Source organism: Pedobacter sp. ASV28 (assembly GCF_016428855.1).
GTDB lineage: Bacteria > Bacteroidota > Bacteroidia > Sphingobacteriales > Sphingobacteriaceae > Pedobacter.
In genome coordinates, this window is sequence record NZ_JAELTN010000056.1 from 1 (window position 1) to 25,064 (window position 25,064).

The 25,064-nt window shown below is 38.3% G+C and carries 17 protein-coding genes; 1 reads left to right on the forward strand and 16 read right to left on the reverse strand.

What is annotated here, in order from left to right; all coding sequences use genetic code 11:
- Positions 1-188: 188 nt before the first annotated feature.
- The 14 genes from JHD79_RS17580 to JHD79_RS17645 form a co-directional block, all read right to left on the reverse strand.
- Positions 189-758: a UbiX family flavin prenyltransferase gene (locus JHD79_RS17580; RefSeq protein ID WP_199120612.1), complete on the reverse strand. Its 570-nt coding sequence runs from the start codon at positions 756-758 to the stop codon at positions 189-191.
- A gap of 327 nt (positions 759-1,085) precedes the next feature.
- Positions 1,086-2,705: an NADP-dependent glyceraldehyde-3-phosphate dehydrogenase gene (locus tag JHD79_RS17585; RefSeq protein WP_199120613.1), complete on the reverse strand. Its 1,620-nt coding sequence runs from the start codon at positions 2,703-2,705 to the stop codon at positions 1,086-1,088.
- Between the two features lie 94 nt (positions 2,706-2,799).
- Positions 2,800-4,380: an MFS transporter gene (locus tag JHD79_RS17590; RefSeq protein ID WP_199120614.1), complete on the reverse strand. Its 1,581-nt coding sequence runs from the start codon at positions 4,378-4,380 to the stop codon at positions 2,800-2,802.
- Positions 4,381-4,501: 121 nt separating this feature from the next.
- Positions 4,502-5,167: a bifunctional 4-hydroxy-2-oxoglutarate aldolase/2-dehydro-3-deoxy-phosphogluconate aldolase gene (locus JHD79_RS17595; protein ID WP_199120615.1), complete on the reverse strand. Its 666-nt coding sequence runs from the start codon at positions 5,165-5,167 to the stop codon at positions 4,502-4,504.
- Positions 5,160-6,176 (reverse strand): sugar kinase, encoded by a 1,017-nt coding sequence (locus JHD79_RS17600; RefSeq protein WP_199120616.1) that lies wholly within the window; start codon positions 6,174-6,176, stop codon positions 5,160-5,162. The genes JHD79_RS17595 and JHD79_RS17600 overlap by 8 nt, the downstream gene beginning before the upstream one ends.
- Position 6,177: 1 nt before the next feature.
- A complete protein-coding gene (gene uxaC / locus JHD79_RS17605; protein WP_199120617.1) occupies positions 6,178-7,578 on the reverse strand; it encodes a glucuronate isomerase in 1,401 nt (466 codons plus the stop codon).
- A 118-nt stretch (positions 7,579-7,696) separates the two neighbouring features.
- Positions 7,697-8,512: an SDR family oxidoreductase gene (locus JHD79_RS17610; protein ID WP_199120618.1), complete on the reverse strand. Its 816-nt coding sequence runs from the start codon at positions 8,510-8,512 to the stop codon at positions 7,697-7,699.
- A complete protein-coding gene (kduI, locus tag JHD79_RS17615; protein ID WP_199120619.1) occupies positions 8,513-9,343 on the reverse strand; it encodes a 5-dehydro-4-deoxy-D-glucuronate isomerase in 831 nt (276 codons plus the stop codon).
- 51 nt (positions 9,344-9,394) lie between these two features.
- Complete coding sequence (locus JHD79_RS17620) at positions 9,395-11,038, reverse strand: UxaA family hydrolase (protein WP_199120620.1); 1,644 nt, start codon at positions 11,036-11,038, stop codon at positions 9,395-9,397.
- A complete protein-coding gene (locus JHD79_RS17625; protein ID WP_199120621.1) occupies positions 11,038-12,552 on the reverse strand; it encodes a tagaturonate reductase in 1,515 nt (504 codons plus the stop codon). Before JHD79_RS17625 ends, JHD79_RS17620 begins: the two co-directional genes overlap by 1 nt.
- Before the next feature lie 204 nt (positions 12,553-12,756).
- Positions 12,757-14,739, reverse strand: a complete 1,983-nt coding sequence (locus tag JHD79_RS17630; protein ID WP_199120622.1) for a S9 family peptidase — start codon at positions 14,737-14,739, stop codon at positions 12,757-12,759.
- A gap of 85 nt (positions 14,740-14,824) precedes the next feature.
- On the reverse strand, positions 14,825-15,862 hold the full coding sequence (gene pelA, locus JHD79_RS17635) for a pectate lyase (protein WP_199120623.1): 1,038 nt from the start codon (positions 15,860-15,862) through the stop codon (positions 14,825-14,827).
- Between the two features lie 85 nt (positions 15,863-15,947).
- The gene (locus JHD79_RS17640; RefSeq protein WP_199120624.1) at positions 15,948-17,882 is read right to left on the reverse strand and encodes a glycoside hydrolase family 88 protein; all 1,935 of its coding nucleotides are present in this window, start codon (positions 17,880-17,882) and stop codon (positions 15,948-15,950) included.
- 4 nt (positions 17,883-17,886) lie between these two features.
- On the reverse strand, positions 17,887-19,560 hold the full coding sequence (locus tag JHD79_RS17645) for a glycoside hydrolase family 28 protein (protein WP_199120625.1): 1,674 nt from the start codon (positions 19,558-19,560) through the stop codon (positions 17,887-17,889).
- 654 nt (positions 19,561-20,214) lie between these two features.
- Between JHD79_RS17645 and JHD79_RS17650 the strand changes: the two genes are divergently transcribed.
- Positions 20,215-21,555, forward strand: coding sequence for a DNA/RNA non-specific endonuclease (locus JHD79_RS17650; protein WP_199120626.1), 1,341 nt, complete (start codon positions 20,215-20,217; stop codon positions 21,553-21,555).
- Positions 21,556-21,816: 261 nt separating this feature from the next.
- Here JHD79_RS17650 and JHD79_RS17655 read toward each other — a convergent pair whose 3' ends face one another.
- Complete coding sequence (locus tag JHD79_RS17655; protein WP_199120627.1) at positions 21,817-23,436, reverse strand: glycoside hydrolase 43 family protein; 1,620 nt, start codon at positions 23,434-23,436, stop codon at positions 21,817-21,819.
- A 161-nt stretch (positions 23,437-23,597) separates the two neighbouring features.
- On the reverse strand, positions 23,598-24,848 hold the full coding sequence (locus JHD79_RS17660; RefSeq protein WP_199120628.1) for a glycoside hydrolase family 28 protein: 1,251 nt from the start codon (positions 24,846-24,848) through the stop codon (positions 23,598-23,600).
- Positions 24,849-25,064 lie beyond the last annotated feature (216 nt).

Consider the following 25,064-nt stretch of genomic DNA (forward strand, 5'->3'; position numbering starts at 1 on the left):
GAATGCAACTTTTTTCATTGAGGATGCAAAGATACGAAATTGTAGTAAGTTGTAAGTTTCATGTGGTAAGTTTTAGGTCAAAATACTGAATGCAGCTAATACGAAACTAATACTCAGTTTATTTTGTGTACCTTTTGGTATGTTGAACGTAATTTCTTAATATAAGATTTAATCATTTTGGCACGAGATTATATATCATTCCAACGATAACTGTCTTTTTCCAATCCTGCCAAGTCAATTACCCTGTCTACTACAGTTTGAGCAACTTCTTCAATGGTTTTAGGCAAGCTGTAAAAAGATGGATTTGCCGGACAGATAATTCCTCCCGCTTCTGTTATGGCTTTTAGGTTATTAATATGGATTAGGCTAAAGGGCGTATCTCTTACCACTGCAATAAGCTTGCGACGTTCTTTCAGTATCACATCTGCAGCCCTAGAAATCAAATCGTTGGAAATTCCATGCGCAATACGACCTAAGGTCCCCATAGAACAGGGTACAATGATCATCGTATCATATTTTGCAGATCCAGAAGCGAAAGGTGCATTGAAGTCCATTTTATGATAGTTATCAAATGAATACTGGTCATAATCTGTATTTCCCAACTCAAAACGCCATACCTCCTTTGCATTGTCAGACATGACAATTCCTACCTTATCTACCTGATCACTTAATTTCTGAAGGTTATCCAATAGTAATTTGGCATATATTGAACCGCTTGCGCCAGTAATGGCTACAATGATTTTTTTCTTTTTCGACATACTAGGCAAAGATACAATGCTAAAAGTTAAAACTGATATAATCTTTCTTATCTTATTACAGATAAAACTGGATTAAAACATAGATCAAAGCCTCTAACAAGAGAACAAAAACCACCCTAAACCCTATTTAAAGGGCACAAAACAAAAAAGGGCCAGAAACAATGTTCCTGACCCTACATCTACCTATGAAAAACATACCCCCGAAAGGGTAAGCCCAAATATAAAACAACTTTCGCAGTAAAACGAACTTTTTTTTTATTTTTTTTCACCGAATCTCAAATTAACTCAACAAGATAATGGGCTAAAAAGAGATCTTTTAAAATTTTCTTAAAAAAGGTATTTTGTACTTAAGAAATTAGAACTGTGTCCATCAATAATCTCATTAAGCAGCTTTTTATTGTTATCATTCAATTTAGTAGCCACAAGAGACCTAATAGAAAAAGCCCGCAAGGCATCTACTACAGACAAAGTACCCTCTGCACTATCTTTTCTTCCCGTAAAAGGAAAAACATCTGGCCCACGTTGGCACTGGCAATTGATATTTACCCTGCTTACTTGGTTAATAATGGGATCAATCAATGCTGCTACTTCCTCATCATTATTACTAAAAATGCTTACTTGCTGCCCATGAGTCGATTCGATTAAGTAATCTATTGTTTCTTCTATATCATCAAAAGACACCACTGGGATTACAGGACCAAATTGCTCTTCAGTATATAGCTTCATTTGGTTGGTAACCGGGTACACTACCGCAGGATATACGAACGATTCATGCGTCTGCCCGCCATTTTCATTCACCACCTGTGCGCCTTTAGCAATGGCATCGTCTATACATTCTTTCAGATAAGCAGGTTTTTGTGGTTCTGGTAATGGGGTTAATGATACCCCATCTTGCCACGGCATACCGAATTTCAGCTTAGCAACCTCTGTTGAGAGCTGTTTAACAAACTCATCTACATGCTTTCTGTGTACGAAGATTATTTTTAGTGCGGTACATCTTTGTCCATTAAACGACAATGCCCCCAAAACAGTTTCCTGAACAGCCAATTTAAGGTCTGCATTGGCCGTAATGATTGCGGCATTTTTTGCATCTAAACCTAAAATTGCACGTAGACGGTTTACTTTAGGGTGCATTTTTTTCAGCTCGTTTGCCACCTTACTTGACCCTATCAGCGTAAGTACATTTATTTTTCCAGATTCCATTAAGCCGGGAATAATCTTATTTCCCCTGCCATAAATGGTATTGACCACTCCTTTTGGGAAATTATCCTTGAACGCTTTTAACAATGGATAGAACAATAATGTACCATGCTTAGGCGGTTTAAACAATATCGTATTCCCCATAATTAATGCGGGTATTAAAGTCGTAAAGGTTTCGTTCAAAGGGTAATTGAATGGCCCCATACACAATACCACTCCCAAAGGTGAGCGGCGGATTTGCGCCACAATACCTTGTTCTATGGTAAAACCAGCTGATTTTCTGTCGATATCTTTCAAAGCATCAATGGTTGCATTAATATATTCTATGGTACGGTCAAACTCCTTTACCGAATCATTATATGTCTTACCAATTTCCCACATGATCAGCTTTACCACTTCCTGCTTCTTCTCCATGATATCACGTGTGAACTTTTCTACACATTCTATCCGTTGTGCCACACTCATGGTCGGCCATTCACCACGACCATTGTGATAAGCTTGTTCAGCAGCATCCAAAGCAGTTTGTGCTTCCTTTTCACCACATAAAGGATAAGTACCAATCAGCTTTCGTTCCAAGCCATTAGGGGTTTGAATACAAATGGGCGATAGTACGGTATGCACTTCGCCAGACCATGTTAACATATTACCGTTCGATAAATAGGTTCTTTGGTCAATTGGCCCGTCCAGTGCATACTCTTTGGGGATATCTGCCTCTACAGGAAACAGATTTTCAAGATTTAAAGACATTGTTTATTTAAATTTAAGATACTAAGTTTATAGGTTTACTAGATTTTTAAAGTATAAGCTTTAACCAATTGGATTAAAGCTCATATTAATTTTATTAAAGTTTAATGATTTTCATTTTTGGCACCAACGCTTTCATCACCAACCAGGCTAATAAGTAGGCTACTGCACAAAACGCAAACATAATGGTATAACCTGTGGTAAGATTAGATTGTACCAGTGGTTTCTGCACTTCTAAAAGTTGATTAAAAAGATTAGCATCTATGCCCTTCAATTTATCTGCCGCTTCTACCGGTAGTTTACTCAATGCCATCACATTTAGATTAACCTTATCTCCATATTTGCTCAGCAGTTCCATGGAAGTGACTTGGTTAACAAAATCTGTATTTCCCAATTCTTTAAATTTGGCAAATGATTGTTCAATACCTTTATGCGTATAATTATCAAAGATCCAGCCCCCAATTTTAGTGATAAGTACTCCACCTATTCCACCAGCCATCCCCCCAATGCCCACTACAGAACCCACGGCTTTTTTAGGGAACATATCTGACACCGTAGTAAAAATATTGGCAGACCAAGCCTGATGTGCAGAGGCGCCTACCCCTATTAACACCACTGGGATCCAATAAGAATAATGTCCTAAGGGTTGTGCCAGTAATACAACCAAAGGAAACAGTGCTATGGCAAACATGGCTTTCATTCTACCATCATAAATTGCATAGCCTTTGTCTATAAAATATTTAGGGAACCAACCTCCTCCAATACTACCTATCATGGTCATACTATAAAGTACTGCCAATGGGATCATAATATCAGAACTTGTCATTGCATATTGATCTTTTAGATATCCGGGCAACCAAAATAAGAAAAACCACCATACTCCATCGGTCATGAATTTCCCAAAGGTAAATGCCCAAGTCTGTTTAAAGCTGAGCAGTTTAAACCAAGACACTTTTTCATCTTTTTTTGCGACATCTTCTTTTACGGTCTCTTCTTCATCACTATTAATATAATTTAGCTCTTCTGCACTCATCCTTTTTTGTTTTTCTGGAGACTCATAAAATATCAGCCAAAAAAACAGCCATAAAAATCCGGCAGCTCCCACCAATTCAAAAGCTTTTTCCCAGCCCCAATGTGTAGCAATCCAAGGCACGGTAATGGGAGCTAAGATTGCCCCTACATTTGCACCAGAATTAAAAATACCCGTAGCTAGAGAACGCTCTTTCTTAGGATGATATTCGGCTGTAGCTTTAATTGCAGCCGGAAAATTTCCCGATTCACCAACCGCTAACACTGCCCTGGAAAACATAAAACCTAAAATAGAAACCGGCAACGCCGTGATACCCAAGGTGGTCAAAATAACCGATAGATTTTCGCCTATGGAAATGGCATATGCATGGATAATTGCCCCGATAGACCACACGATAATCGCTATGCCATAGCCCCACTTCGTACCTAGTTTATCTACAAACCTACCGGCAAAAAGCATAGATATAGCATAGGTAAACTGAAAGACTGCTGCAATATCAGCATAATCACTGTTCGACCATCCAAATTGTTCTTCGAGGGTTGGTTTTAATAAACTTAAAACTTGTCTGTCTAGGTAGTTAACTGTAGTTGCAAAAAACAGTAATGCACAAATGGTCCATCTGTAATTGCCAATTTTGGCTTGGTTCATATCTTATTTAGGTTATTTTTGGTTCTTGTTTAAGGTATATCAGATCGTTCAATCCAGTATTTTAAGACATCCGTCTTATGGTCTAACCGTTTTTTTGAACGTTCTTATGATTTGTTTTCTTTTAAGCTTTTACCTTATGAATAATGGCCAAAGCTTTCTCTGTTAAGCGACTTAAATTTTCGTAGTCTCTACTTTCTAGAATTTGTTTGCTTACCAGCTTACTGCCCATTCCAACAGCACATACTCCAGCCTTAAACCAATTGGAGATATTTGCTTCTTCAATTTCCACTCCACCTGTTGGCACAAACAATTGTCCCTGAAACAATTCCCTGATCGAGGAAAGAAATTCGGGCCCTAAAATATTAGCCGGAAACAGTTTTACAATACCTGCATTGTTTTGTTGTGCCAGGTCAATTTCTGTGGGGGTCATACAACCTGGTATCCATAGCAAACCTGCATCGTGTGTAAGCTTAGCTACTTCCGGATTTACAATTGGACAAACAATAAAATCGGCACCGGCATTTAAAAAAGCTTTAGCCTGATCTGCAGTTTTGATCGTCCCAATGCCCAAAAACAGATCCTGCATTTCGGTTTTTAAAGCTTCCTTAATAAATTTAAAATTGCCCAATGCCGCTTCACCCCTATTGGTATATTCAAAAACACGTACACCACCTTTGTATAGTGCCCTAATGATTTCTAAGCTTACTTGTGCATCTTCATAGTAAAATAATGGCAATAAACCTTGTTGTTGTATGGCTTGTATGGTCGTTTCTTTATTCTTAGTCATTTTGAGCAATAGTTTGGTTAACATCTTGAACGGTTGCAGTAGTGCAATCGCTTGGAATATACAATTTATTATAGGCAGCGCCAGTAGCAAACTCTAATATTTGCTGTGGTTGGTGTTGGTTGTAAAAACCATAAATCAATCCGGCCATGTAGCAATCGCCACTACCTACCCTATCTAAAATTTTTTCCGAAAGGTATTCCTTAGATACGAACAATTGATTATTGGTAAACAATGTAGTGTAATATCTAATGCCCTCTTTATAGTCGAACCTGAAGGTATTGGCCACATTTTTACATTTTGAAAACTTATGAATAATGGCCTTAGAGGTAGCTTCGGCCTGTTTAAGGTAATTTTCTTTAGTGCCCACCTCGTGAATATCAGAAGGCACTGGAATATCCAGCATTTGCTCGGCTGCCCAAACATTACCCATAATTAAATCGGCATATTTTACTAATTCTGGCACAACATCTATAGGCTGCTTACCGTATTTCCAAAGTTTTGCCCTATAATTTAAATCGATAGAAATGGTAATGCCTCTTGCCGAAGCTGCTTTAACAGCTTCCAAACACAAATCGGCAGCATCTTGGTTCAATGCCGGACAAATGGTACTGAAATGAAACCAAGATACCTCTTTAAAGATTTCGTCCCAATTTAGGCTATTAGGTTTTAGTGTAGCAAAAGAAGAATTTGCCCTATCGTAAATTACACCTGCATTCTTAAGGTCTTTTCCCTTCGGTAAATAATATAGACCCAATCTGTCTCCGCTTCGTTTAATTCTGGAAGAATCTATTTTGCATTTATTAATATAGTCTAGGATCTGCGCCGACATAAAATTATCAGGCAAGGCCGAAAAATAGGCTGAAGGTACTTCCCACAAAGCCAATGCTGTCGCTACATTTAACTCAGCACCTCCAACATAAAAGGGTAACTTATTTTCTGCCAACCATTCGCCCTCACCATCAGGACAAATACGCAGCAAAAGCTCTCCAAAATTTAAAACTTTCATCATATTAAAAGCTAAAATAGGCTTTTGCGTTATTATAACAAATATCCTGAATGATTTTACCCACTAGCTCCTTATCGTTCGGGATCTCCCCATTTTCGATGTCCGTACCAAATAAATCACAAAGGATACGACGGAAATATTCATGTCGAGGAAAGGAAAGAAAACTTCTGGAATCGGTCAACATTCCAACAAACTGGCTTAACAGCCCCATATTAGACAGGGCATTGATTTGCTTGATCATGCCATCTTTCTGATCTAGAAACCACCAACCAGAACCCCACTGTACTTTTCCGGCAACCGTACCATCCTGATAATTCCCAATCATGGTAGCCATCAGTTCGTTATCTGCCGGATTTAGGTTATATAGAATGGTTTTGGCCAATTTATTTTCACTATCTAACTTGTTTAGAAACTTAGCCAACTGCTTGCCCTGAGAGAAATCTCCAATAGAATCAAAACCTGTATCTGGGCCCAATGATGATAACAAACGGTTATTGTTATTACGTAAGGCACCCAAATGGTATTGTTGTACCCATCCTCTTTCGTAGTCCCATAGGGCAAAGGTAAATAGCATGGCCGACTTAAACTTCAAATTTTCTTCTAGGGTGATCTCTTTTCCTTCTCTAATTTTAAGGAAAATACGCTCAACTTCTGCTTCAGTATAATCTTCTGCATATACCTGCTCCAGTCCATGATCTGATACAGATGCACCATTTTCCACAAAAAAGTCGTGGCGTGATTTTAAGGCTGCCAAATATTCCTGATAAGTATAGATTGGCGCTTCGATTATTTGAGAAAGCTTATCAATATATTCGTTCAAAGCTGTTGTATCGTCTGCATTCATCGCTTTATCAGGTCTGAAAGCGGGCAATACCACCAAGTCAGTTCCACTGGCTTTAATTTGCTGATGAAATGCCAAGTTATCTAAAGGATCATCGGTAGTACATAAGGTTTTTACGTTCATTTTACGGAGCAACCCTAATACACTATACTCTTTAGTCTGGAGTTTGGCATTACATTCTTCCCATATTTTTTTGGCTGTAGCAGGCGACAAAAGCTCATGGACATCAAAATAACGTTGAAGCTCTAAATGTGTCCAATGATATAATGGATTTCTTAAAGTATAAGGGACTGTTTCGGCCCATTTTTCGAATTTTTCCCAATCAGAGGCAGCCCCAGTAATGAAATATTCATCAATACCAAAGGTACGCATGGCTCTCCATTTATAATGGTCACCATACAACCAAACCTGGGTAATGTTATCAAAATTTTTATCTGTAGCAATTTGCTCTGGAATCAAATGGTTATGATAATCAATAATCGGCATCTGCTTTGCATACTCATGGTACAGCGATTGTGCCGTTTCTGTTTGCAATAAAAAATTCTGGTCTAAAAACTTTTTCACTTATACTGGTTTTATTTATTAATTAGTTGATTGGTTGGCTGGTTTTTTGGCTGGTTAGTTGTTTGGTTAGTTAATCAGCTAGCCAAACAACCTATACTATATAGCTTACCGCTTTATATTACACTCCACTAAAAATGGAGAAACCTCCATCTACACAGATCATGGCCCCTGTTACAAATTGTGATGCATCACTTAATAACCAAACCAATGCCCCCTTTAGTTCGTCAGGGTCTCCAAAACGCTTAAATGGAGTTTGTTTAATTACCGACTGCCCGCGAGGTGTAAAGCCTCCATCTGGCGTGGTCAACAAATTTCTATTTTGCTCGGTCAGGAAAAAACCTGGCGCCAGTGCATTCATACGAATTTTATCACCATAACGATTGGCCAATTCTACGGCAAACCATTGGGTATAACAATCTACCGCGGCTTTGCCCATATTGTAGCCCAATACTTTGGTAACCGCTTTTTTAGAATTCATGGAAGATATATTGACTATACTTCCTTTCCCTGTTTCGGCAATGGCCTGGCCAAATACCTGAGTGGGTATTAAAGTACCCCAAAGGTTAATGTCCAAAACCTTCTTCATTCCATCCATTTTCATTCCGAAAATGCTGTCTTCTGGCTGCAATACGCCATCGGGCATATTACCTCCTGCTGCATTGACCAAACCATCAATTTTACCAAAGGCTTTCAACACTTTTTCCCTAGCTGCGATCAACTGTTCCTCATCCATGGCATCGGCTATTAAGGCAATTGCTTTACCACCATTTTTGTTGATGGCATCTGCTCTCTCGTTAGCTATTTTTTCGTTCCTGCCCAAAATACCAACTGCTCCACCTGCTTCTACAATGGCGTTAACAAATGAATTTCCTAAAATTCCCGTACCGCCGGTTACCACGATAACCTTATCTTTTAAAGAAAATGACTGTTCCATTTATTTAAGTTCTCCTACTGAAAAAGTGTCCATATCTGCATAATCTAAATTCTCTCCGGCCATACCCCAAATGAAACTGTAATTTTTAGTGCCTGCCCCAGAGTGGATGCTCCATGATGGTGATAAAACTGCTTCGTGATTAGCGACCACGATGTGGCGAGTTTGTTGGGGCTCGCCCATAAAATGGATAACCCTTTGGTCTTGCTCTACGTCAAAATAGAAGTAAACCTCCATTCTTCTATCGTGCGTATGTGGTGGAATAGTATTCCATATAGAACCTGTTGATAAAGACGTTAAGCCCATTACCAATTGGCAACTTTGAATACCGTCTTTATGGATATAACGGGAAATTCGACGTTCATTGGCGGTTTCCAGCGCGCCCAAATCTGCAGAAAAAACATCTGCATGGCTTGCAAAAGTGGTAGGGTAAGCAGTATGAGCTGGAGCCGAAAGTGCATAGAATACCGCCGGATTGCTGGCGTCTTTACTACTGAACTTTACTTCCTTTACCCCTTTTCCAAGATATAAACAATCTCTTTTGGCCAAGTCATAACTGGTTCCATCGGCAATAATAACGCCTTCACCACCCACATTAATTACGCCCAACTCTCTTCTTTCCAAAAAATATTCGGCACGTAAAATATCGTAATTACCTAGGTCTACCACAGTATTTACTGGCGTGATTAGTCCGGTAATCATTCTATCGTAGTGTGAATAAACGAAATTTGCTTTGTCTGTTGCCTTCAAGTCGTCTAACAAAAATCTTTCTCTGATTTTGTCAGTATCATAGCTCTTAAAATCTTCTGAATGTACTGCTTGTATAATTTTCATATTTTTAAATTTGGAGTTTGGCGTCGAGCCCTTCCGCTCTTCGCTTTTCGCCTATAAAGATACCCCTCTTTTCCAAGGAATGAAATCATCTTGGTTTAATAATACCGCTTTGGGGATCACTTCGCCACTGGCAGCTTTGATACAATACTCCAAGATATCTTCTCCCATTTCCTCAATAGTCTTTTCTCCTTCTATCACAGGTCCGGTATTGATATCGATAATATCTCCCATTCGTTTGGCCAGCGCATTATTTGTTGCGACCTTAATTACCGGACAAACAGGATTTCCGGTTGGCGTGCCCAGCCCCGTGGTAAATAAGATCAAAGTGGCCCCACTTGCAGCTTTCCCTGTAGTTGCCTCTACATCATTACCTGGCGTACATACCAGGTTTAGGCCATGTTTTGTGGCTGGTTCGGTATAATCGAGTACATCTTCTATGGGAGAGGTCCCCCCCTTTTTTGCAGCACCATTGCTTTTTATGGCATCGGTGATCAAACCATCCTTAATATTACCAGGAGAAGGGTTCATATGAAAGCCAGATCCTGCATTTTCTGCAGCCTGACTATAGGCCGACATCAGTTTTATAAACTTTTTAGCAGCTGCTTCATCCTTTGTACGGTCTATCATATTTTGTTCTGCCCCACATAGCTCTGGAAATTCCGCCAGTAATACGGTTCCTCCCAAGGCCACCAGCAAATCGGAGCAATAACCAACTGCCGGATTAGCAGATATTCCACTAAACCCATCGCTTCCCCCACATTTCACCCCTAAATTAAGCTTGCTCAGTGGTGCTGGCGAACGTTCCATCTTGTTGGCTTCTACCAAACCTTCAAAAGTCTTTTTAATGGCCAGGGCGATCATGTTTTCTTCGCTCTGCGATTGTTGCTGCTCAAAAATAAACAGCGGCTTATCGAAGCTTGGGTTCCTCTCTTTTAGGTCTGCCTTAAAATCATCTACCTGCAAATTTTGGCAACCCAAACTTAATACAGTCACTCCTGCTACGTTAGGGTGATCGGCATAGGCTGCCAACAATTTACTCAATACAGCGGCATCTTGTCTTATTCCTCCACATCCGCCCTGATGGTTTAGAAATTTTATCCCATCAATATTTTTGAACAGTCTATTGCTCCCTGCAGTTTCGAAAGCTAGAGGGGCATCAATAGCAGAAATATCTGTTCCATTTTTATAGGCTTCTACCAAATGATGGGTGTAAGTTTTATATTTTGCGGTTACCGCATAGCCCAATTCATTATGCAAGGCTTCTCTAATTACATCTAAATTCCTGTTTTCGCAAAAAACGGTAGGAATAAACAACCAATAATTAGCCGTACCTACTTTTCCGTCGGAGCGATGGTAACCGTTAAACGTCCTACCCTCAAATTTAGACACATCGGGTGCATGCCATTCGTAATGATACGGACGATAGGCATAAGGTGCGGCTGCATGTTTAAGGTTATCTGTAGTCATTCTCGCTCCAGATTTCACTGGAAATTGGATTTTACCTACCAATGTTCCATACATATAAACTTCTTCCCCTGCCTGCATGTCTGCAGTATAAAATTTATGCTTAGCTGGTACATCATCAACCAATACATAACTCTGACCTTTATAATTTACGGTTTGCCCCGCTTTAAGATCAGTTAACGCCACTAATACATTATCTTTTGGATGTACTTTTAAAACTTGTTGCTTCATTATATTGCCTTAAGCTGAGCGGACATTAATTTAGATAATACTTTTTCCATTCCCTGATGAATGATTTCAAGATATTGTGCTTTAACCGCGGGAATAAATCCATCTAAAATGGATAGGTCTGCCCCCCAAAATTCTTGATCTGCCAATATTGTTTCCACAAAATCATTTTTATGGGACTGATATTGTTGAAATAAATAAGGTGCAGAGTCATCATTTACACGATAACTCGCACCATTATCCAAACCAAAATATAACTCTTTTTCTATCTTTTCTATTCTAGAGAAAGCAAAATATGCTGCAAATCCCAAAACGATATGTGTTGGCACCTGATTATAAATCTTATCATAATTCAACAGTACAGGTAAAATTCTGATCTTCATTTTCATACTGTACTGAAAAGCGATACTTGTCCATAAATGCTCTATTGATGGATTGGCAAAACGGTCTTTTACCGAATTAGCAAAAGTATCGGCTTGTTCTTTTGTTACTTTATAGGGAATTGACGGACCTATTTCATGAGTCATTAAAGCTTCTATATAGTCGCTCATCAATTCGTTTTTCATGGCATTTTTAACGGTATCTATACCCAACAGAAATGCAATTCCCGAACTTAATGTATGTGTTCCATTTAACAAACGAACTTTAAGTTCCCTGTATATCTCAATATCTTCGGCCACGATCACTCCCTCGTCAACTTTGGCAAAGGATAATTTATCTGCAACCTGTTGATTTCCTTCTATGGCCCATAAACGATAAGGTTCTGTCATTGCCAGTAGGTGATCTGTATAACCCAGTTCTTGCTGCAATGCCAAAAGTGTAGCTTCATCTGGTTTCCCTGGGACTATCCTATCTACCAAAGAATTACAAAAATAATTATCATTAACTAACCATGATACAAAGTTGGCTTCCAATTTATTATAATGAGCCAGTTTAAGCACAATCTCTCCCAGTTTTATGCCATTATCAGGAATCAGTTCAGTGGCTACAATGACCAAACCGCTTGCAGCACTTCCATTAAAGGTTTTAAAACGCTCATATAAAACAGCTAGCAGTTTTCCAGGAAATGATGATGGCGGATTATCTTGAATACTTTCTTCTACGTATTGAATACCTACCTCTGTAGTATTGGAAACGACCAATGTTAAATCAGCCGATTTGGCAATATCAAGAATAGCCTGCCAATCTTGATCTGCTGCAATTACCCTACTAATGGCAGATGAAATAATATTTTCTGAAACAGGTTTGCCTTTTTCTATGCCACGAACGCAAAGCGTATATAGAGAGTCCTGATGATCAAATGTTGAAGTATCGCCTCCTGTTGATTTCACTACAGCCACACGGCCATTGAATATATTTTCCCTGTTTGCTTTATCAATAAAATAGTCTGGAAGACCGCGTAATAAAACACCTGTCCCAAATTGTAAAACTTTCTCTGGAAGTTCAAAAATAGCTGGTTGGGGTACTACCACATGATCTGTAGAAACAAGCTTTAGATTCTCCTTTGATAAAATCATTTTTCTATACTGCTTTTCAAGTTATTATTCGTTAATAAAAGAGACTAAAAGCATCATTATTAACATTTGGTCGAAACAATTCTACATAATTTCTATTAGTTAAAACCTTATTTCAATGCAAATATTTGCGCAATCGTTCCCGAGAACGTAGGGAAATTTTATAGATGATCATAAAAGAATAAAATCATTCCTATCTTACCGCTGTTAAGGGTAAAAATGGATCTTTTCACTTCCTATCCAATTCACCAGATCGGGAATATCAAGCTGTTCCAACAGGTGATAAGCCACTATGCCATACCTATCTTTAGCTAAAGGTTGATCTATTACTTGCCGGTAAGAATAAATACACTGATAAAGATTAAGCTGTGCAATGGATGGGCTTAAACATACCGCATTTAACGCCGGTAAGCCTACCAAACCTATCGCGTTGATTTCTATACTTCGATCTTTTAGTTGAGGATCTACCTTAATAAAATCTAATAGCGTTAAAATATCCGATGTACGTTGCCCTAAGAGTGGTCTTCCGATATGTAGCGCCAACATCGCATTGCGATAATCTTTACTGAAATATTTTGGATCGTTCAACTCTGTTTTATCTGCTGTTTCCCCTATTCCCCTAATATCAGTCAAAACCAAGGCGACCTCTTGTTGTTCTACATATTGTTTTATAAGTTGGATGCTATCTGCCAATTTGTTCTTCCCTATATCGCTTAACCAGATCACTACTTTCTTTATCGGCTTTAAAGGATAATAAACCAGTAAAGGCAGGGGCATCTCATTTTCCTTTCTAACAATAATTTTGTGAAAGGTAATTTCCTTGTTTTGTACAATTCCAACTTCTTCTGTTGTTATGCCATGTTCCGAAACCTCTATATTTAGCATTTTTAACAAAGCCTCTTGTCGCTGTTTCGATGATAACTGGGCAAACTTGGCCCTACTTTCTGCTTTTTTCTCAAACCTTTGGATATTTCTTTTGTCTATGGTCAATTCACGTACAAAGCTCAGGTTCACTTTTTGTTTTGGGCTGGCAAAAAGTTCTTGATCAGATAGTGTATGAAGTTCTGGTTCTACAATAGGCCTATCGTCTCGGTAGAACCATTTTCTAAACCATTGTACCGCCCTTTCTCTTTTAGGTTTGGATATGCCATGCCCATCGTCAAAAGTAAACAGCGAAATTTTAGAGGTGTCGCCTAAACTGGTGTAAACCTGCTTTAGGTCTTCGAATGACCTTAGCGTACCGTTATAATCAATAAAGTCATAACGTCCCGCTAAAACCAAAATGGGTTTAGGAGCAGCGGCAATAAGATAGTCGCTCATTTCCAACAGCGCACTTCCTTCATTAGGAATTTGTGCACAACCATCGGCTGCTCCCGTTGTAGAAAGAGTATGTTCTCTACTGGCCAAATAGCTACAGGGTACAATGACCTTAACGCGATCATCAAGAGCAGCAAAATAAATGGCCTGCATTGCGCCACCACTATTTCCTATGCAACCAATACTATTGGCATCTACTTCTTTTCTGGTAAGTAAGTAATCTAAGCCACATTGGTTATCAAATAATTCATAGGCCGCTATAGAAGTTCCCAAAAGATTAGATGAAAGATTAAGCAAAGTATGTTCTGTGGTAGAACCCCTCGTTAACGATTTGCCTGTTACATCGGTTAGCTGAACTCTTTCGCTTTGGGAAATTGGATCGATCACAAAAACTACGAAACCATTTTTAGCAAGTAATATGGCTATTTTCTGATAGCTCTCGGTGGCTTTTGCCAAATCTTCATGTCCACAAAACAACAGCACCGATGGGAATTTACCCTTTCCTTCGGGAATATATAAGTTGGCCGTTACATGATGATTTTCAAAACTTTGGTAAACTACTTTTTCAATACGATAACCTTCTTGCTTTACCGATCCTGTAATTTGAGCATTTAAAGGTGATTTTTCTGGAAAATTCCCCAGCACCTCTCTTGCTCTTTCTTTGACTGAATTAATGTAAGCTAAAGTTTGTGCTTTTCCAGTTAATGCTTGTTCGAAGTTTTTTGCCCGTAATTGGTATTGCTGATGCATCTGCTGCACCAAATAGGTATTTAAACTAACGTCAGCTTTCCAATCAAAGACATTATATTGCTTTTGGGCATAGGCGCTAAAATTGAATAGCAAGAACAGAAAAACACTACTTTGTTTAAACATAGGACTAACAGATTCCTCCTACCTTTTGTGACAGTTTTTTTTTGCGTTTCACTAAAATTGTATCCTTTGGGGAGATTTAAAAAGGCTAACCCCCATTGGCTTTTAACCATTTCGGATATTCTTTATCTAATAGGTTTTGTGCAAATGTACCATACCAGGCATAGCCATTCCTTCGCTCAAAACTAATATCGGCCACATTGCTCTTAATACTATTGTCCCTATCTCCAAAAATAGGCTGATTGGTTTTCAGATCATAAAAACGTGCCCAGCTTATGGCATCAGCATCAGCTACAAGGCCTTTATCGCCATTTGCTAATTTACTGAATTTATAACCCACAATCTTAGTGCTTTCAAACCAATTTACGGCATTTGTAATGGCCTCTTTTATTTGTACCGATGGATTTTTAATCTTCATTAAAAAACGAACAATACCTACCGACTCGCCAGTACTTAACGATGCCGGTTCAAATGCTCTTGCCTTGGCAGGTTTTAATGTATTTTCGTCATATTGGGCTGCCCAAATGGTAGGTTTTTCGTTTTGATAAACCTGTGTTTTCAATATACATTCAAGGCCTTTTTTTACCGCCTCGTCAGCTTTCTTTTGGTACTTTACATTAACCGCCTCAAAGCCATTGGTTTGGTATACGATGTTCAGCATTACGGTCAATGCATTGACCATGGCATCGTCATTATAAGTAACCTCTGCCCGGTAGCTACTTTTATCGGGATAATACTGCGGCCAGCCGCCATTGGCATATTGCGCCCTTAACAAATAATCAATCCCTTTTTCTGCAGCCTGTAAATAGGCCTGCTTACCTGTATTTTTATAGGCCAGTACCAAAGCATTAATTTCCCTTGTTGTAGCTTTATTATCTATGGTAGCATGAAGCTCCGTTGTAGACCTGATTTTTTCCAATAGATCGGCCGTAAGCGGGTATTCGTACTTTACCACACTCTTATCTTGCAATTGCTTTGGCCAACCTCCATTGCCTAGCTGATAGACCAACATCTTATCGGCAATACTATCTGTTTTCACTTCCGTCTTATTCACATTTTGGGCAGTTGCACAACTGCTTAAACCGATACCAGCTATGGCTACTAATAAGCTTAAAACATGTTTCATTTCTATTTATTTAAATACAAAGTACTACTTGCTGATTTTGGGGTATATCCTATCATCAGAACATCAAGAATGACCAATTAAAATATTATTTTTTTGTGTGTACTTGTTTAGCCAACCAGTTTACCAGTTCTTGGCCTGCCTCAAAATTTTTATAATTTGCTGGAATTTTTCTACCATCTACATATTCGTTATACAACCAAGGATCTCCAATTACGTAAACTGTACCTTTGCCATATTTAGTTACCGACATTACATGATCACCATCGGCATCCTTTAAAACAGACTTTGCGTTTCCAGATAGCTTAAGACTGCTATATTCTTTGATAAATAGATCTTTGGGCTTAAATATTTCATTACCTACAGGCACTACTACCTTTGCAGTCTCAAAATTGCTGGCCACAGGTACAGTCCCCTTACTATCACCATTAAAGAATACGCCAAAATGCTGGGCCAATTCGTTAAAATGTTTCAGCTCTACATTTGGCGCATCATTGCCCATCAATACCAAAACACCACCTGCTTTTACCCATTCGGTAATCTGCTTGATATCAGTTTCAGTAATAAAATTGGGTCTCGGATTTTCCTTTTCAAAATCAGGATCCACAATGATGTATACCGAGGTATTTTTTAAGTTGGCTAAGGTTGGTGCCTGGTATAAAGTCTTAATATCAAATCCCGAATTCAGAAATTGGTCTCCCCAAAAAGAAAAACCACCATTGGCACGCTCTTCCCATTTATAATGCCATGATATTTCATGTTCACTCTGGTCTTTCTTGGTTTCATTATTGAAATAAGAATCCAGTGTTACAGTTTTACCTTTGCCCGGCTTTGGCTGTGCGGCTATTTCCATCTCATTCGCCGCCAATAAAAATGCCCCTACACCTTTTGGGTCGTTGGTAATTACCTTTTCGCTAATGTAATATTCATAACTACCATCTCTATAAGGTTTTCCACCTAGGCCAGAAACAGCTACCGTACCTTTTAAATTTACTTTACCAGGGCCATTACTTTCTATAAATTCTTTTTGAATACCTTTATAGCCCCTATCTGCAACGGCGAAATAAGCGCTGGGCAACCATCCGTTTCTTACCGCTTTCGCCACAGCGTAAACAAACATGCTTGAAGCAGAAGCTTCCAGGTAATTGCCTTTTGCCGTAGGCTTGTCCAATACGTCGTACCATAAGCCTGTTTTAGGATCCTGTACTTTTTGTACCGCTTGTGCAAATCGGTTAAGGATATTCAATATTTCCTTTCTTTTTGGATGATTTTGGGGAAAGTTTTCAAGCACATCAACCATGGCCATTCCATACCAGCCCATTGCCCTACCCCAGAAATTTGGAGATTTACCAGTGGTTTTGTCTGCCCAAGCTTCTGTTTTAGATTCATCCCATCCATGATAGAGCAACCCTGTTCTGGCATCTCTTGAGTTTTTTTCCATCCAAATAAATTGGTTGGCAATATCATCAAATGCCTTATCTTCCTTAATTAAAGCGGCATATTCTGCATAAAAAGGCTGCCCCATATAAAGACCATCTAACCACATTTGCCAAGGATAGATTTTCTTGTGCCAAAAACCGCCTTCTTTAGTGCGAGGATGTTGCTTTAACTGTTCCCAAAGAATGGTAGCGGCCTTAAAATATTTTTTCTGACCAGTTACTTTATAAAGTGTGAGCAAAGAACGGCCGTTTTTAACATTATCAATATTGTAATCGCTCTGCTTATAACGTTCGATATCCCCATCTTTGGTCACAAAGAAATCCATGCTCTTTTGCATGTACTTAAAGTATTCACCATCTCCGGTACGTCTCCAAAGTCCATCAATACCCTCCAAAATCACCCCTTGATCATAAGCCCACTTTACCCTTTTGGGATTTGCAGGATCAAGATTGAGCGAATCTTTCCAAATTTCCATTACCGTAGTGGCCATTTGTTTAGCAAGCGGTTGTGTTTGTCCCGTAGCACTAAATGACAAAATAGAAGATGATACGGCTACAATGCTATATTTAAAAACCTTGTTCATGTACTTATTTATTGATTTGCAATGATTTTTCTTTTGCTCCCTCTAAAAACTCTGCTTGACGCTGCGCTCTGCTAACGTCTAAACCTGTAGCTTTAATATTACTATTCTTATCGCCACTAAGCCTGAAAAGCAGATCTGCACTATTATAAGTAATATTTTTAAGATTTACATCATTACCATTTTGGATGTTGATTAATGGATTTCCATGTTCAATGGTCAACTTTACGTTATTAAGGTTGATCTGTTTACCTTCTTGTATATCGATCCCTTTTTTGGCCTTGATATTGAGATTGCTTAAATTGATATTGGCAATGCTCATTTCTGGTAGTCCACGAACAAAAATTGCTTTTTCTGCACCATCGCAAACTACGTTATCGATAAAGAAATTTTTAAAGACAGGGGTTTCTTCCGTTACCGGTAATACTTCAACTTTTGGGGCATCTCTTTTATCGCCCACTAGCGCAATCGGATCTACCGCTGCATAATACATATCAAACAAAATTGCTTCTCCAGGAATATCCATCATATTGATGTTTTTGATATAGATATTTTCTACCACTCCGCCTCTACCTCTAGTGGTTTTGAAACGCAGACCAATATCGGTACCTATAAAGGTACAATCATAAACAAAGATATTTTTGGCGCCTCCGCTCATTTCGCTCCCAATTACAAAACCACCATGGGCATGATACACCGTACTGTTGCGAATGATCACGTTTTCGGTAGGCATGGCACGTTTTCTGCCCCAAGCATCACGACCAGATTTGATACAGATGCCATCATCGCCTACATCGAAAGTACTGTCCTCTATTAATACATTCTTACATGATTCGATATCTATACCATCACCGTTCTGTGCATACCATGGATTTTTAGCATAAATGTTTCTAACCGTTACGTCTTCACACATTAATGGATGAATATTCCATGCCGGTGAATTTTGAAAGGTTACGCCTTCTAGCAATACTTTCTTACAAGAAGTAAATACCAACAAATTTGGGCGAAAGAAATCTTTGATCTTATTATAATATTCAGCGTTTTTGTCTGAAGTCAATTCTCCCGCGTTACCTTTTACTTTTGAGCCATCCAAACTTTTTTGAGATGGATACCAGGTTTTCTTGTCTTCTGACAGTACCCCACCAGAAGCTACTAGACCCTTCCACTGGCTTTCCGTTAATTTACTCTTTTTAACCATACGCCAAGCATCGCCGGCACCATCAATAATACCATAACCGGTAACGGCTATATTCTGTTGATTAGTTGCCCACAAAGGTGATTGGTTACGCATTTGCGGCAGCCCCTCCCAATTACTTTCTACCAGTGGGTATTGACTAAAATCTCTGGTAAACTGAAGAATGGCATTTTTTTGCAAGTGTAAATTCACATTGCTCTTCAATTCTATAGGGCCTGTAACCCATAAGCCTTTTGGCACAACCACTACACCACCACCTTTTTTATGACAAGCGATTATCGCCTCGTTAATACTCTTGGTAACTAAGGTCACGCCATCACTTTTGGCACCATAGTTTACAATATTGAAAGTATCTTTCTTAAAGGATGGCTGAGCTACGACCGGTAGATTATTAAAAGAATAGGCTTTTTTTGTGCCTGTTTGTGCCTGAGCAATCATGGGCACTGAAATAACAAGAGCAAAGATTGAAGCCACTATTTTCTTCATGTTCATGTGCATATTTATAAATGGTTATTATGTGTTACAGGTTATTTGCTACGGGGTACGGGCTTTTTAGAATGTTTAATCTCGTCACCAAAAACTCGCCACTCGTAACACTTTTCTATAACAAGTCTACACAGTTTAAGGCAGTAAATGAACTAAATGCATTAAAATAACTATGCAATCGTTGCCAATTCGCTACTTGTAAACAATAAGTTACAAGTTGATCGGCTTTGAAGGTTTAAATATTCTTTCTCGTTTTAGAAAAGCAGTTTCAGGTGCTGGGACTGACATTTAATAAGGCTTGGTCAGCAAAAAGTATGTATCGAACTTTGTCAACCTTGAGAAACAGAATGTTCGTAAGATGGACAAAGTTGAAATATAGCTATCGAAAGTCATATCGTAGAGTTCACCTCCCTAACTCTATTAAGATGATGTCGGAAATCTGGGTCGAAAAGCAATTAGTCTTTGGAATTTATAAGTCAGAAAAGCAATTTTACAAGAACATATACCAATTAAACGCATACTCATCCAAAAAAAATATTTAATGCGTTCGCACTGTAGCAATTACGAACAAAATGCATTTTTATAACATTTTTAACTACGTTTGGCCTTTCATTTTTTTCTATTTTGCTTTCTTATAACCAACAGATTTAGTTGATGCATAAATTTAATATTTTTAATTACGCTATACTTTTAGTCCTACTTAATGTTTATGGTACCGCTTGTAAAAAAGCCAGCGACATCAACATTGATAATAACGAGGACAATCCTACTACCATACTCATTGAAGAAACCTTTGAAAAAGGCACAAAAGCAGCGTATACAGAAGCAACAATTAGCCTAAATTCTGGCAGCTGGATTTTTAACGATGCATTAATTGGCAATCTCTCTGAAGACAAAAAAAATGGGATTAGCGTAGTACGGTTACGAGATCATGGTTATATCTACACCAACTTCACCACACCTGCTAAAGTTAAATCTGTTAGTGTTAGTTACGCAAAATATGCCAACGATGCTGATGGTAAATTTCAATTACTATATGCCTTAGCTAAAGATACTGCCTGGACTACACTGAGCGATACTATCATAGTTAAAAACAGCACCTTAAAAAAGCTTAATTTAAATGTTAATATTACCGGAGAAATAAGGTTTAAAATTTTAAAGGTTGATGGGAGCCCAACTAGAATTAACATTGATGATTTTATTGTAACTGGTGTTAAACTTAACTCGCAAGGCCAATCTAATGACGCGGTTAATCACATTTTATTAGGAAACCCAAGTAATGCCACCTATGACATTATTAACGCCGAAGACTATTTAATTGAACAACCCTACTTTATCAGCTCTTATAACAGTAGCAAAGGCATAGCAAATTGGGTGAGTTGGCATTTAGACCTTACAGATTTAGGCGAAGCCAAACGTCAAGATAATTTTAGAGCAAACATGACCTTGCCCAACAGTTGGTTTATTGTGCAAAACAATAGTTATTCGGGTTCTGGCTTTGATAGAGGACACATGTGCCCATCAGCAGATCGAACTTCTACAATAGAAGCAAATTCTGCAACTTTTTTAATGACTAACATGGTACCACAAGCACCGAAAAACAATCAAGGGCCATGGGCACAGTTGGAGGAATACACACGAACACAAATCAAAGCGGGTAACGAAGCTTACATTATTTCGGGCACTTACGGCTCTGGTGGTATTGGCAGCCAAGGCAACATCACTTACACGTTGGCAAGTGGTAAGATTAATGTGCCAACTCATGTGTGGAAAATCATATTAATTTTGCCAAATGGCGATAATGACCTGGTAAGGATAAAAAACGACACAAGAATTATTGCCGTAATTATGCCCAATGAAAACACCATCGGTAGCAATTGGCGAAATTATCGAACTAACGTGAAAGCTATTGAAGCTAATACTGGCTATCATTTTCTATCTAGTATAAGCGCAGATATTAGGAGCATTCTGGCCCAAAAAACTGATAATTTATAGAACTGAGAAAATAGAAGGTATCTAAAAAAGTTTCAATAACGACCTCATTTCGATGAGGTACGATGAGAAATTTCGCTCAAATACATTTCTGAGAAAATATCTCTCACATGCGTTCGAGATAACAATGACCATTATAAAAAAGGTAAAAAAAAGACTTACGAAGTTTAACTTTGATAGGCTATTATTTTAGAGGTAAAGTTAGGGCTTCGCCGTTTAAAAACTTCGTAAGTCGACTATAGAAAACGTATAAGCTACAACTTATTATTTCTCCACTCTAAACCAATCGAAATCTGCGTAACCACTATCGTTGGTTTGTTGATCTCTTACTGCAAACAGGCCTATTTTTGCGCCTATCCACTTACCTGGTATTGCTTCAAAAACATCTTCTACGTTAGTAAAAGTATTGCCATCCTTACTATAGCTAAATTGGCATTTAGCACCCTTACCTACTTGAACCCTCAAGTAAACGTCTTTGCCATCTAGCTTGACCAATTGCTTTTCTACCTCTGTCTTACCTTTATCTGCATTTTTACAAACCGAATAAACTAAATAAAGGCCATCTTTTTTAGACTTCACAGCTAAATAAGCATAACTTAAACCATAAATAGTTAGACCAGCTTTTTCATTCTCCAATTTTGGATTAGCGGTAAAATTAAATTTCGTAGTTGCCGTAAATTGCTCGGTTGGAAATTTCTGCATCAGGATATTGGGTACATCCCAAAGATTTTTAGCACTATCGGGAATTTTAGCGGTATATAATCTCAAAGCTCCCCTGCTTGGATTTAGAAAAGACCAAGTGGCTAGTGGATTGGCCTGCCATTGCCACTGTAATCCTAATTGATTATCATTAAATTCATCACTTTCTGCAGGAGTGAAAATTACACTTGGTTTAGCAACAGTAGGTTTTTTGTAAGTCAACACAGGTTCTCCAATTCCGTCTCCATCTTTATCTACACCAATTATTGGCCAATTATTTACCCATTTCATTGGTTGCAAATGCACCACCCTCCCGTATGCATCTTTATCCTGAAAATGCAAAAACCAATCCTCGCCATTTGGTGTATTTACCCATGCTCCCTGATGCGGACCATTGATTGGCGACTTGCCCTGATCCATTACCACTTTACGCTCATAGGGACCATAAACATTCTTTGAGCGCAATACCAATTGCCAACCCGTTGATACCCCACCGGCAGGCGCAAAAATGTAGTAAAAACCTTTTCTCTTATAAAACTTAGGGCCTTCTAAGGTTGGATCTTGTTCATGACCGTCGAAAACAATTTTACCTTCTTCAATGGTCTTATCGCCAGCGGCATTCATTCTTTTTACGACAAGCACACTTTTAATTCCAGCCCTACTACCTGCATAACCGTGAGTTAAATAAACTTTCCCATCTTCGTCCCAAAGCGGACAAGGGTCAATTAAGCCTTTTCCACCTTCTACCAAAATTGGATCTGTCCAAGGGCCAGTTATATTTTTTGCCTTGGTCAGATAAATCCCAAAATCTGGATCTGGATAATAGATGTAAAACTCATTATTGTAATAACGAATGGTCGGTGCCCATACCCCATTACCATGCTGTGTCTTAGAAAAATGCTCAAAAGGAGGTTGCCTCTTTAGTGCATGGCCGATAAGTTTCCAATTGACCAGATCGGTAGATTCTAAAATGGGGAGCCCTGGAACCGCATCAAAACTGGAGGCAATCATATAAAATTTATCGTCCACTCTAATGGCATCAGGATCTGAATAATCGGCATCTAATACTGGGTTTTTGTAAGTTCCATTTCCTAAATCAGATACCCAAACCTTTGAAATTTCTTGTTTTTGGGCATATGCATTTAAAGAAAAAGTAGCTAATAGGATTGCAAAAGTTCTTTTCATTGGAATAAGTTTATTAATATGATATCCATTTTTTTAATGGCGTTCAAGAGCACACTTCTCTTAATTAATGAGCTATCAAGCTCGCTTTGTTTTTTAATGGTCATGTAACTATCATGAGCAATATTCATGATGATATTTATGTTTACTAATCTAAAATCAGCTTATTTTAAGCCAGTGTAAGTAGTATTATGAATTTTTATTTTCTCTCCCGTTGACACGTTAATTGTTGATTTTTCGAATATCAAATTCTTCACATTGTATAGTTCGGCACCTTTGCTGGCATCTATATTTACGTTGGTCATGCTTATATTTTCAATGACCGACTCTGGCAGTCCCCACATTTTAATGGCCACTTCGGCATTTGTAGCGCTTACATTTATAAGCTTAATATTTTTATATACTGGTGTAGCTTGCGCAAATGGTTCTACGACCTCCTCTGAAATATATTTAGGCTCTTTTGGATAGTACATAGAAATAAAGATGGGCCACTTTACATTTTTTATATCAATATTCTCATACACAATATTATCTAGCACGCCTCCTCTGCCACGAGCGGTTTTAATACGTATGGCCGAAGTTGTTCCATTAAATGTACAGTTATTTACATGGAGGTTTTTCAATCCGCCCGAGGTATAACTGCCAATAGAAAGACCATGGCCATAACCAAATGCACAATCGCGAATAACCATATTTAGCACTTCTGGTTCTACATTAGGTTTCTTATCGCCAAAGTTAATGGCTATATTATCATCGCCAGTAGCTATTTTACACCTCTCAATCAGGGTATTTTTTGCCGATATGTTAATCCCATCCGTATTTCTAGATTTTTCTGGGGCTGAAATATTAATATCGTGAATATATACCTCTTTACAAGCTTTTAAAGAAATATGTGTGTTTGGGGGATTTAAAGTGGTAATACCTGAAATTTCTACCCTTTCACATCTTTCAAAGATCAATAATTGAGGTCTACGAAAAGTAATTTCTTTAGCCGTAAACTTATCCCACCAAATTTCGCCTTGCCCATCAATAATTCCTTCTCCGCTAATTTTAACATCGTTTACTTTCTTTATGGTAATAAAATTCAGGTAACGTCCATCGGCAACGGGGTAGTTTTCAACATCGTTAATGAGCTTTAGAACGGCACCTTTTTCCAACACTAAATGAGTTCTGCTTTTTATTTCGATAGGTCCACACCTAAAAACACCTTTGGGAATGATTAAAACACCTCCTTTTTCCGCCGTTTTATCCAAAGCCGTTTGTATGGCCGTAGTGTTTACATTCTTCCCATCACCCACAGCTCCAAAGGCAGTAACATTAAAAATATTCGTTGGTATTTGCGGTGATAGGGGCCGCTGTGCATTGATTGAAATTGCACTCAGCAGGATGAGCAAAAAGGTCGATATGGTTTTCATCTGTGTAAATTTATTTTGCATCAGTTTTTCTGACGATATTTCCAGTATTTATAATTGATTGAAACAAATTGGAGAATTTGTTCAACAAACTTAAAAGGGAAATAAAAAATACAGGTCTAAAAATTGATTAAAAGGGTTTAAAATCTGAGTAAAAACATTTGTTAAACACTTAAAAAAACTGAAATGTCAAAAGGCGAATGAAAACATCCGCCTTTC

Excerpts from the sequence above, each read along its gene's own strand:
- JHD79_RS17580 (WP_199120612.1), bottom strand. The coding sequence starts at position 758 with ATGTCGAAAAAGAAAAAAATCATTGTAGCCATTACTGGCGCAAGCGGT.
- JHD79_RS17585 (WP_199120613.1), bottom strand. The coding sequence starts at position 2,705 with ATGTCTTTAAATCTTGAAAATCTGTTTCCTGTAGAGGCAGATATCCCC.
- JHD79_RS17590 (WP_199120614.1), bottom strand. The coding sequence starts at position 4,380 with ATGAACCAAGCCAAAATTGGCAATTACAGATGGACCATTTGTGCATTA.
- JHD79_RS17595 (WP_199120615.1), bottom strand. The coding sequence starts at position 5,167 with ATGACTAAGAATAAAGAAACGACCATACAAGCCATACAACAACAAGGT.
- JHD79_RS17600 (WP_199120616.1), bottom strand. The coding sequence starts at position 6,176 with ATGATGAAAGTTTTAAATTTTGGAGAGCTTTTGCTGCGTATTTGTCCT.
- JHD79_RS17610 (WP_199120618.1), bottom strand. The coding sequence starts at position 8,512 with ATGGAACAGTCATTTTCTTTAAAAGATAAGGTTATCGTGGTAACCGGC.
- kduI (WP_199120619.1), bottom strand. The coding sequence starts at position 9,343 with ATGAAAATTATACAAGCAGTACATTCAGAAGATTTTAAGAGCTATGAT.
- JHD79_RS17620 (WP_199120620.1), bottom strand. The coding sequence starts at position 11,038 with ATGAAGCAACAAGTTTTAAAAGTACATCCAAAAGATAATGTATTAGTG.
- JHD79_RS17625 (WP_199120621.1), bottom strand. The coding sequence starts at position 12,552 with ATGATTTTATCAAAGGAGAATCTAAAGCTTGTTTCTACAGATCATGTG.
- JHD79_RS17630 (WP_199120622.1), bottom strand. The coding sequence starts at position 14,739 with ATGTTTAAACAAAGTAGTGTTTTTCTGTTCTTGCTATTCAATTTTAGC.
- pelA (WP_199120623.1), bottom strand. The coding sequence starts at position 15,862 with ATGAAACATGTTTTAAGCTTATTAGTAGCCATAGCTGGTATCGGTTTA.
- JHD79_RS17640 (WP_199120624.1), bottom strand. The coding sequence starts at position 17,882 with ATGAACAAGGTTTTTAAATATAGCATTGTAGCCGTATCATCTTCTATT.
- JHD79_RS17645 (WP_199120625.1), bottom strand. The coding sequence starts at position 19,560 with ATGAAGAAAATAGTGGCTTCAATCTTTGCTCTTGTTATTTCAGTGCCC.
- JHD79_RS17650 (WP_199120626.1), top strand. The coding sequence starts at position 20,215 with ATGCATAAATTTAATATTTTTAATTACGCTATACTTTTAGTCCTACTT.
- JHD79_RS17655 (WP_199120627.1), bottom strand. The coding sequence starts at position 23,436 with ATGAAAAGAACTTTTGCAATCCTATTAGCTACTTTTTCTTTAAATGCA.
- JHD79_RS17660 (WP_199120628.1), bottom strand. The coding sequence starts at position 24,848 with ATGAAAACCATATCGACCTTTTTGCTCATCCTGCTGAGTGCAATTTCA.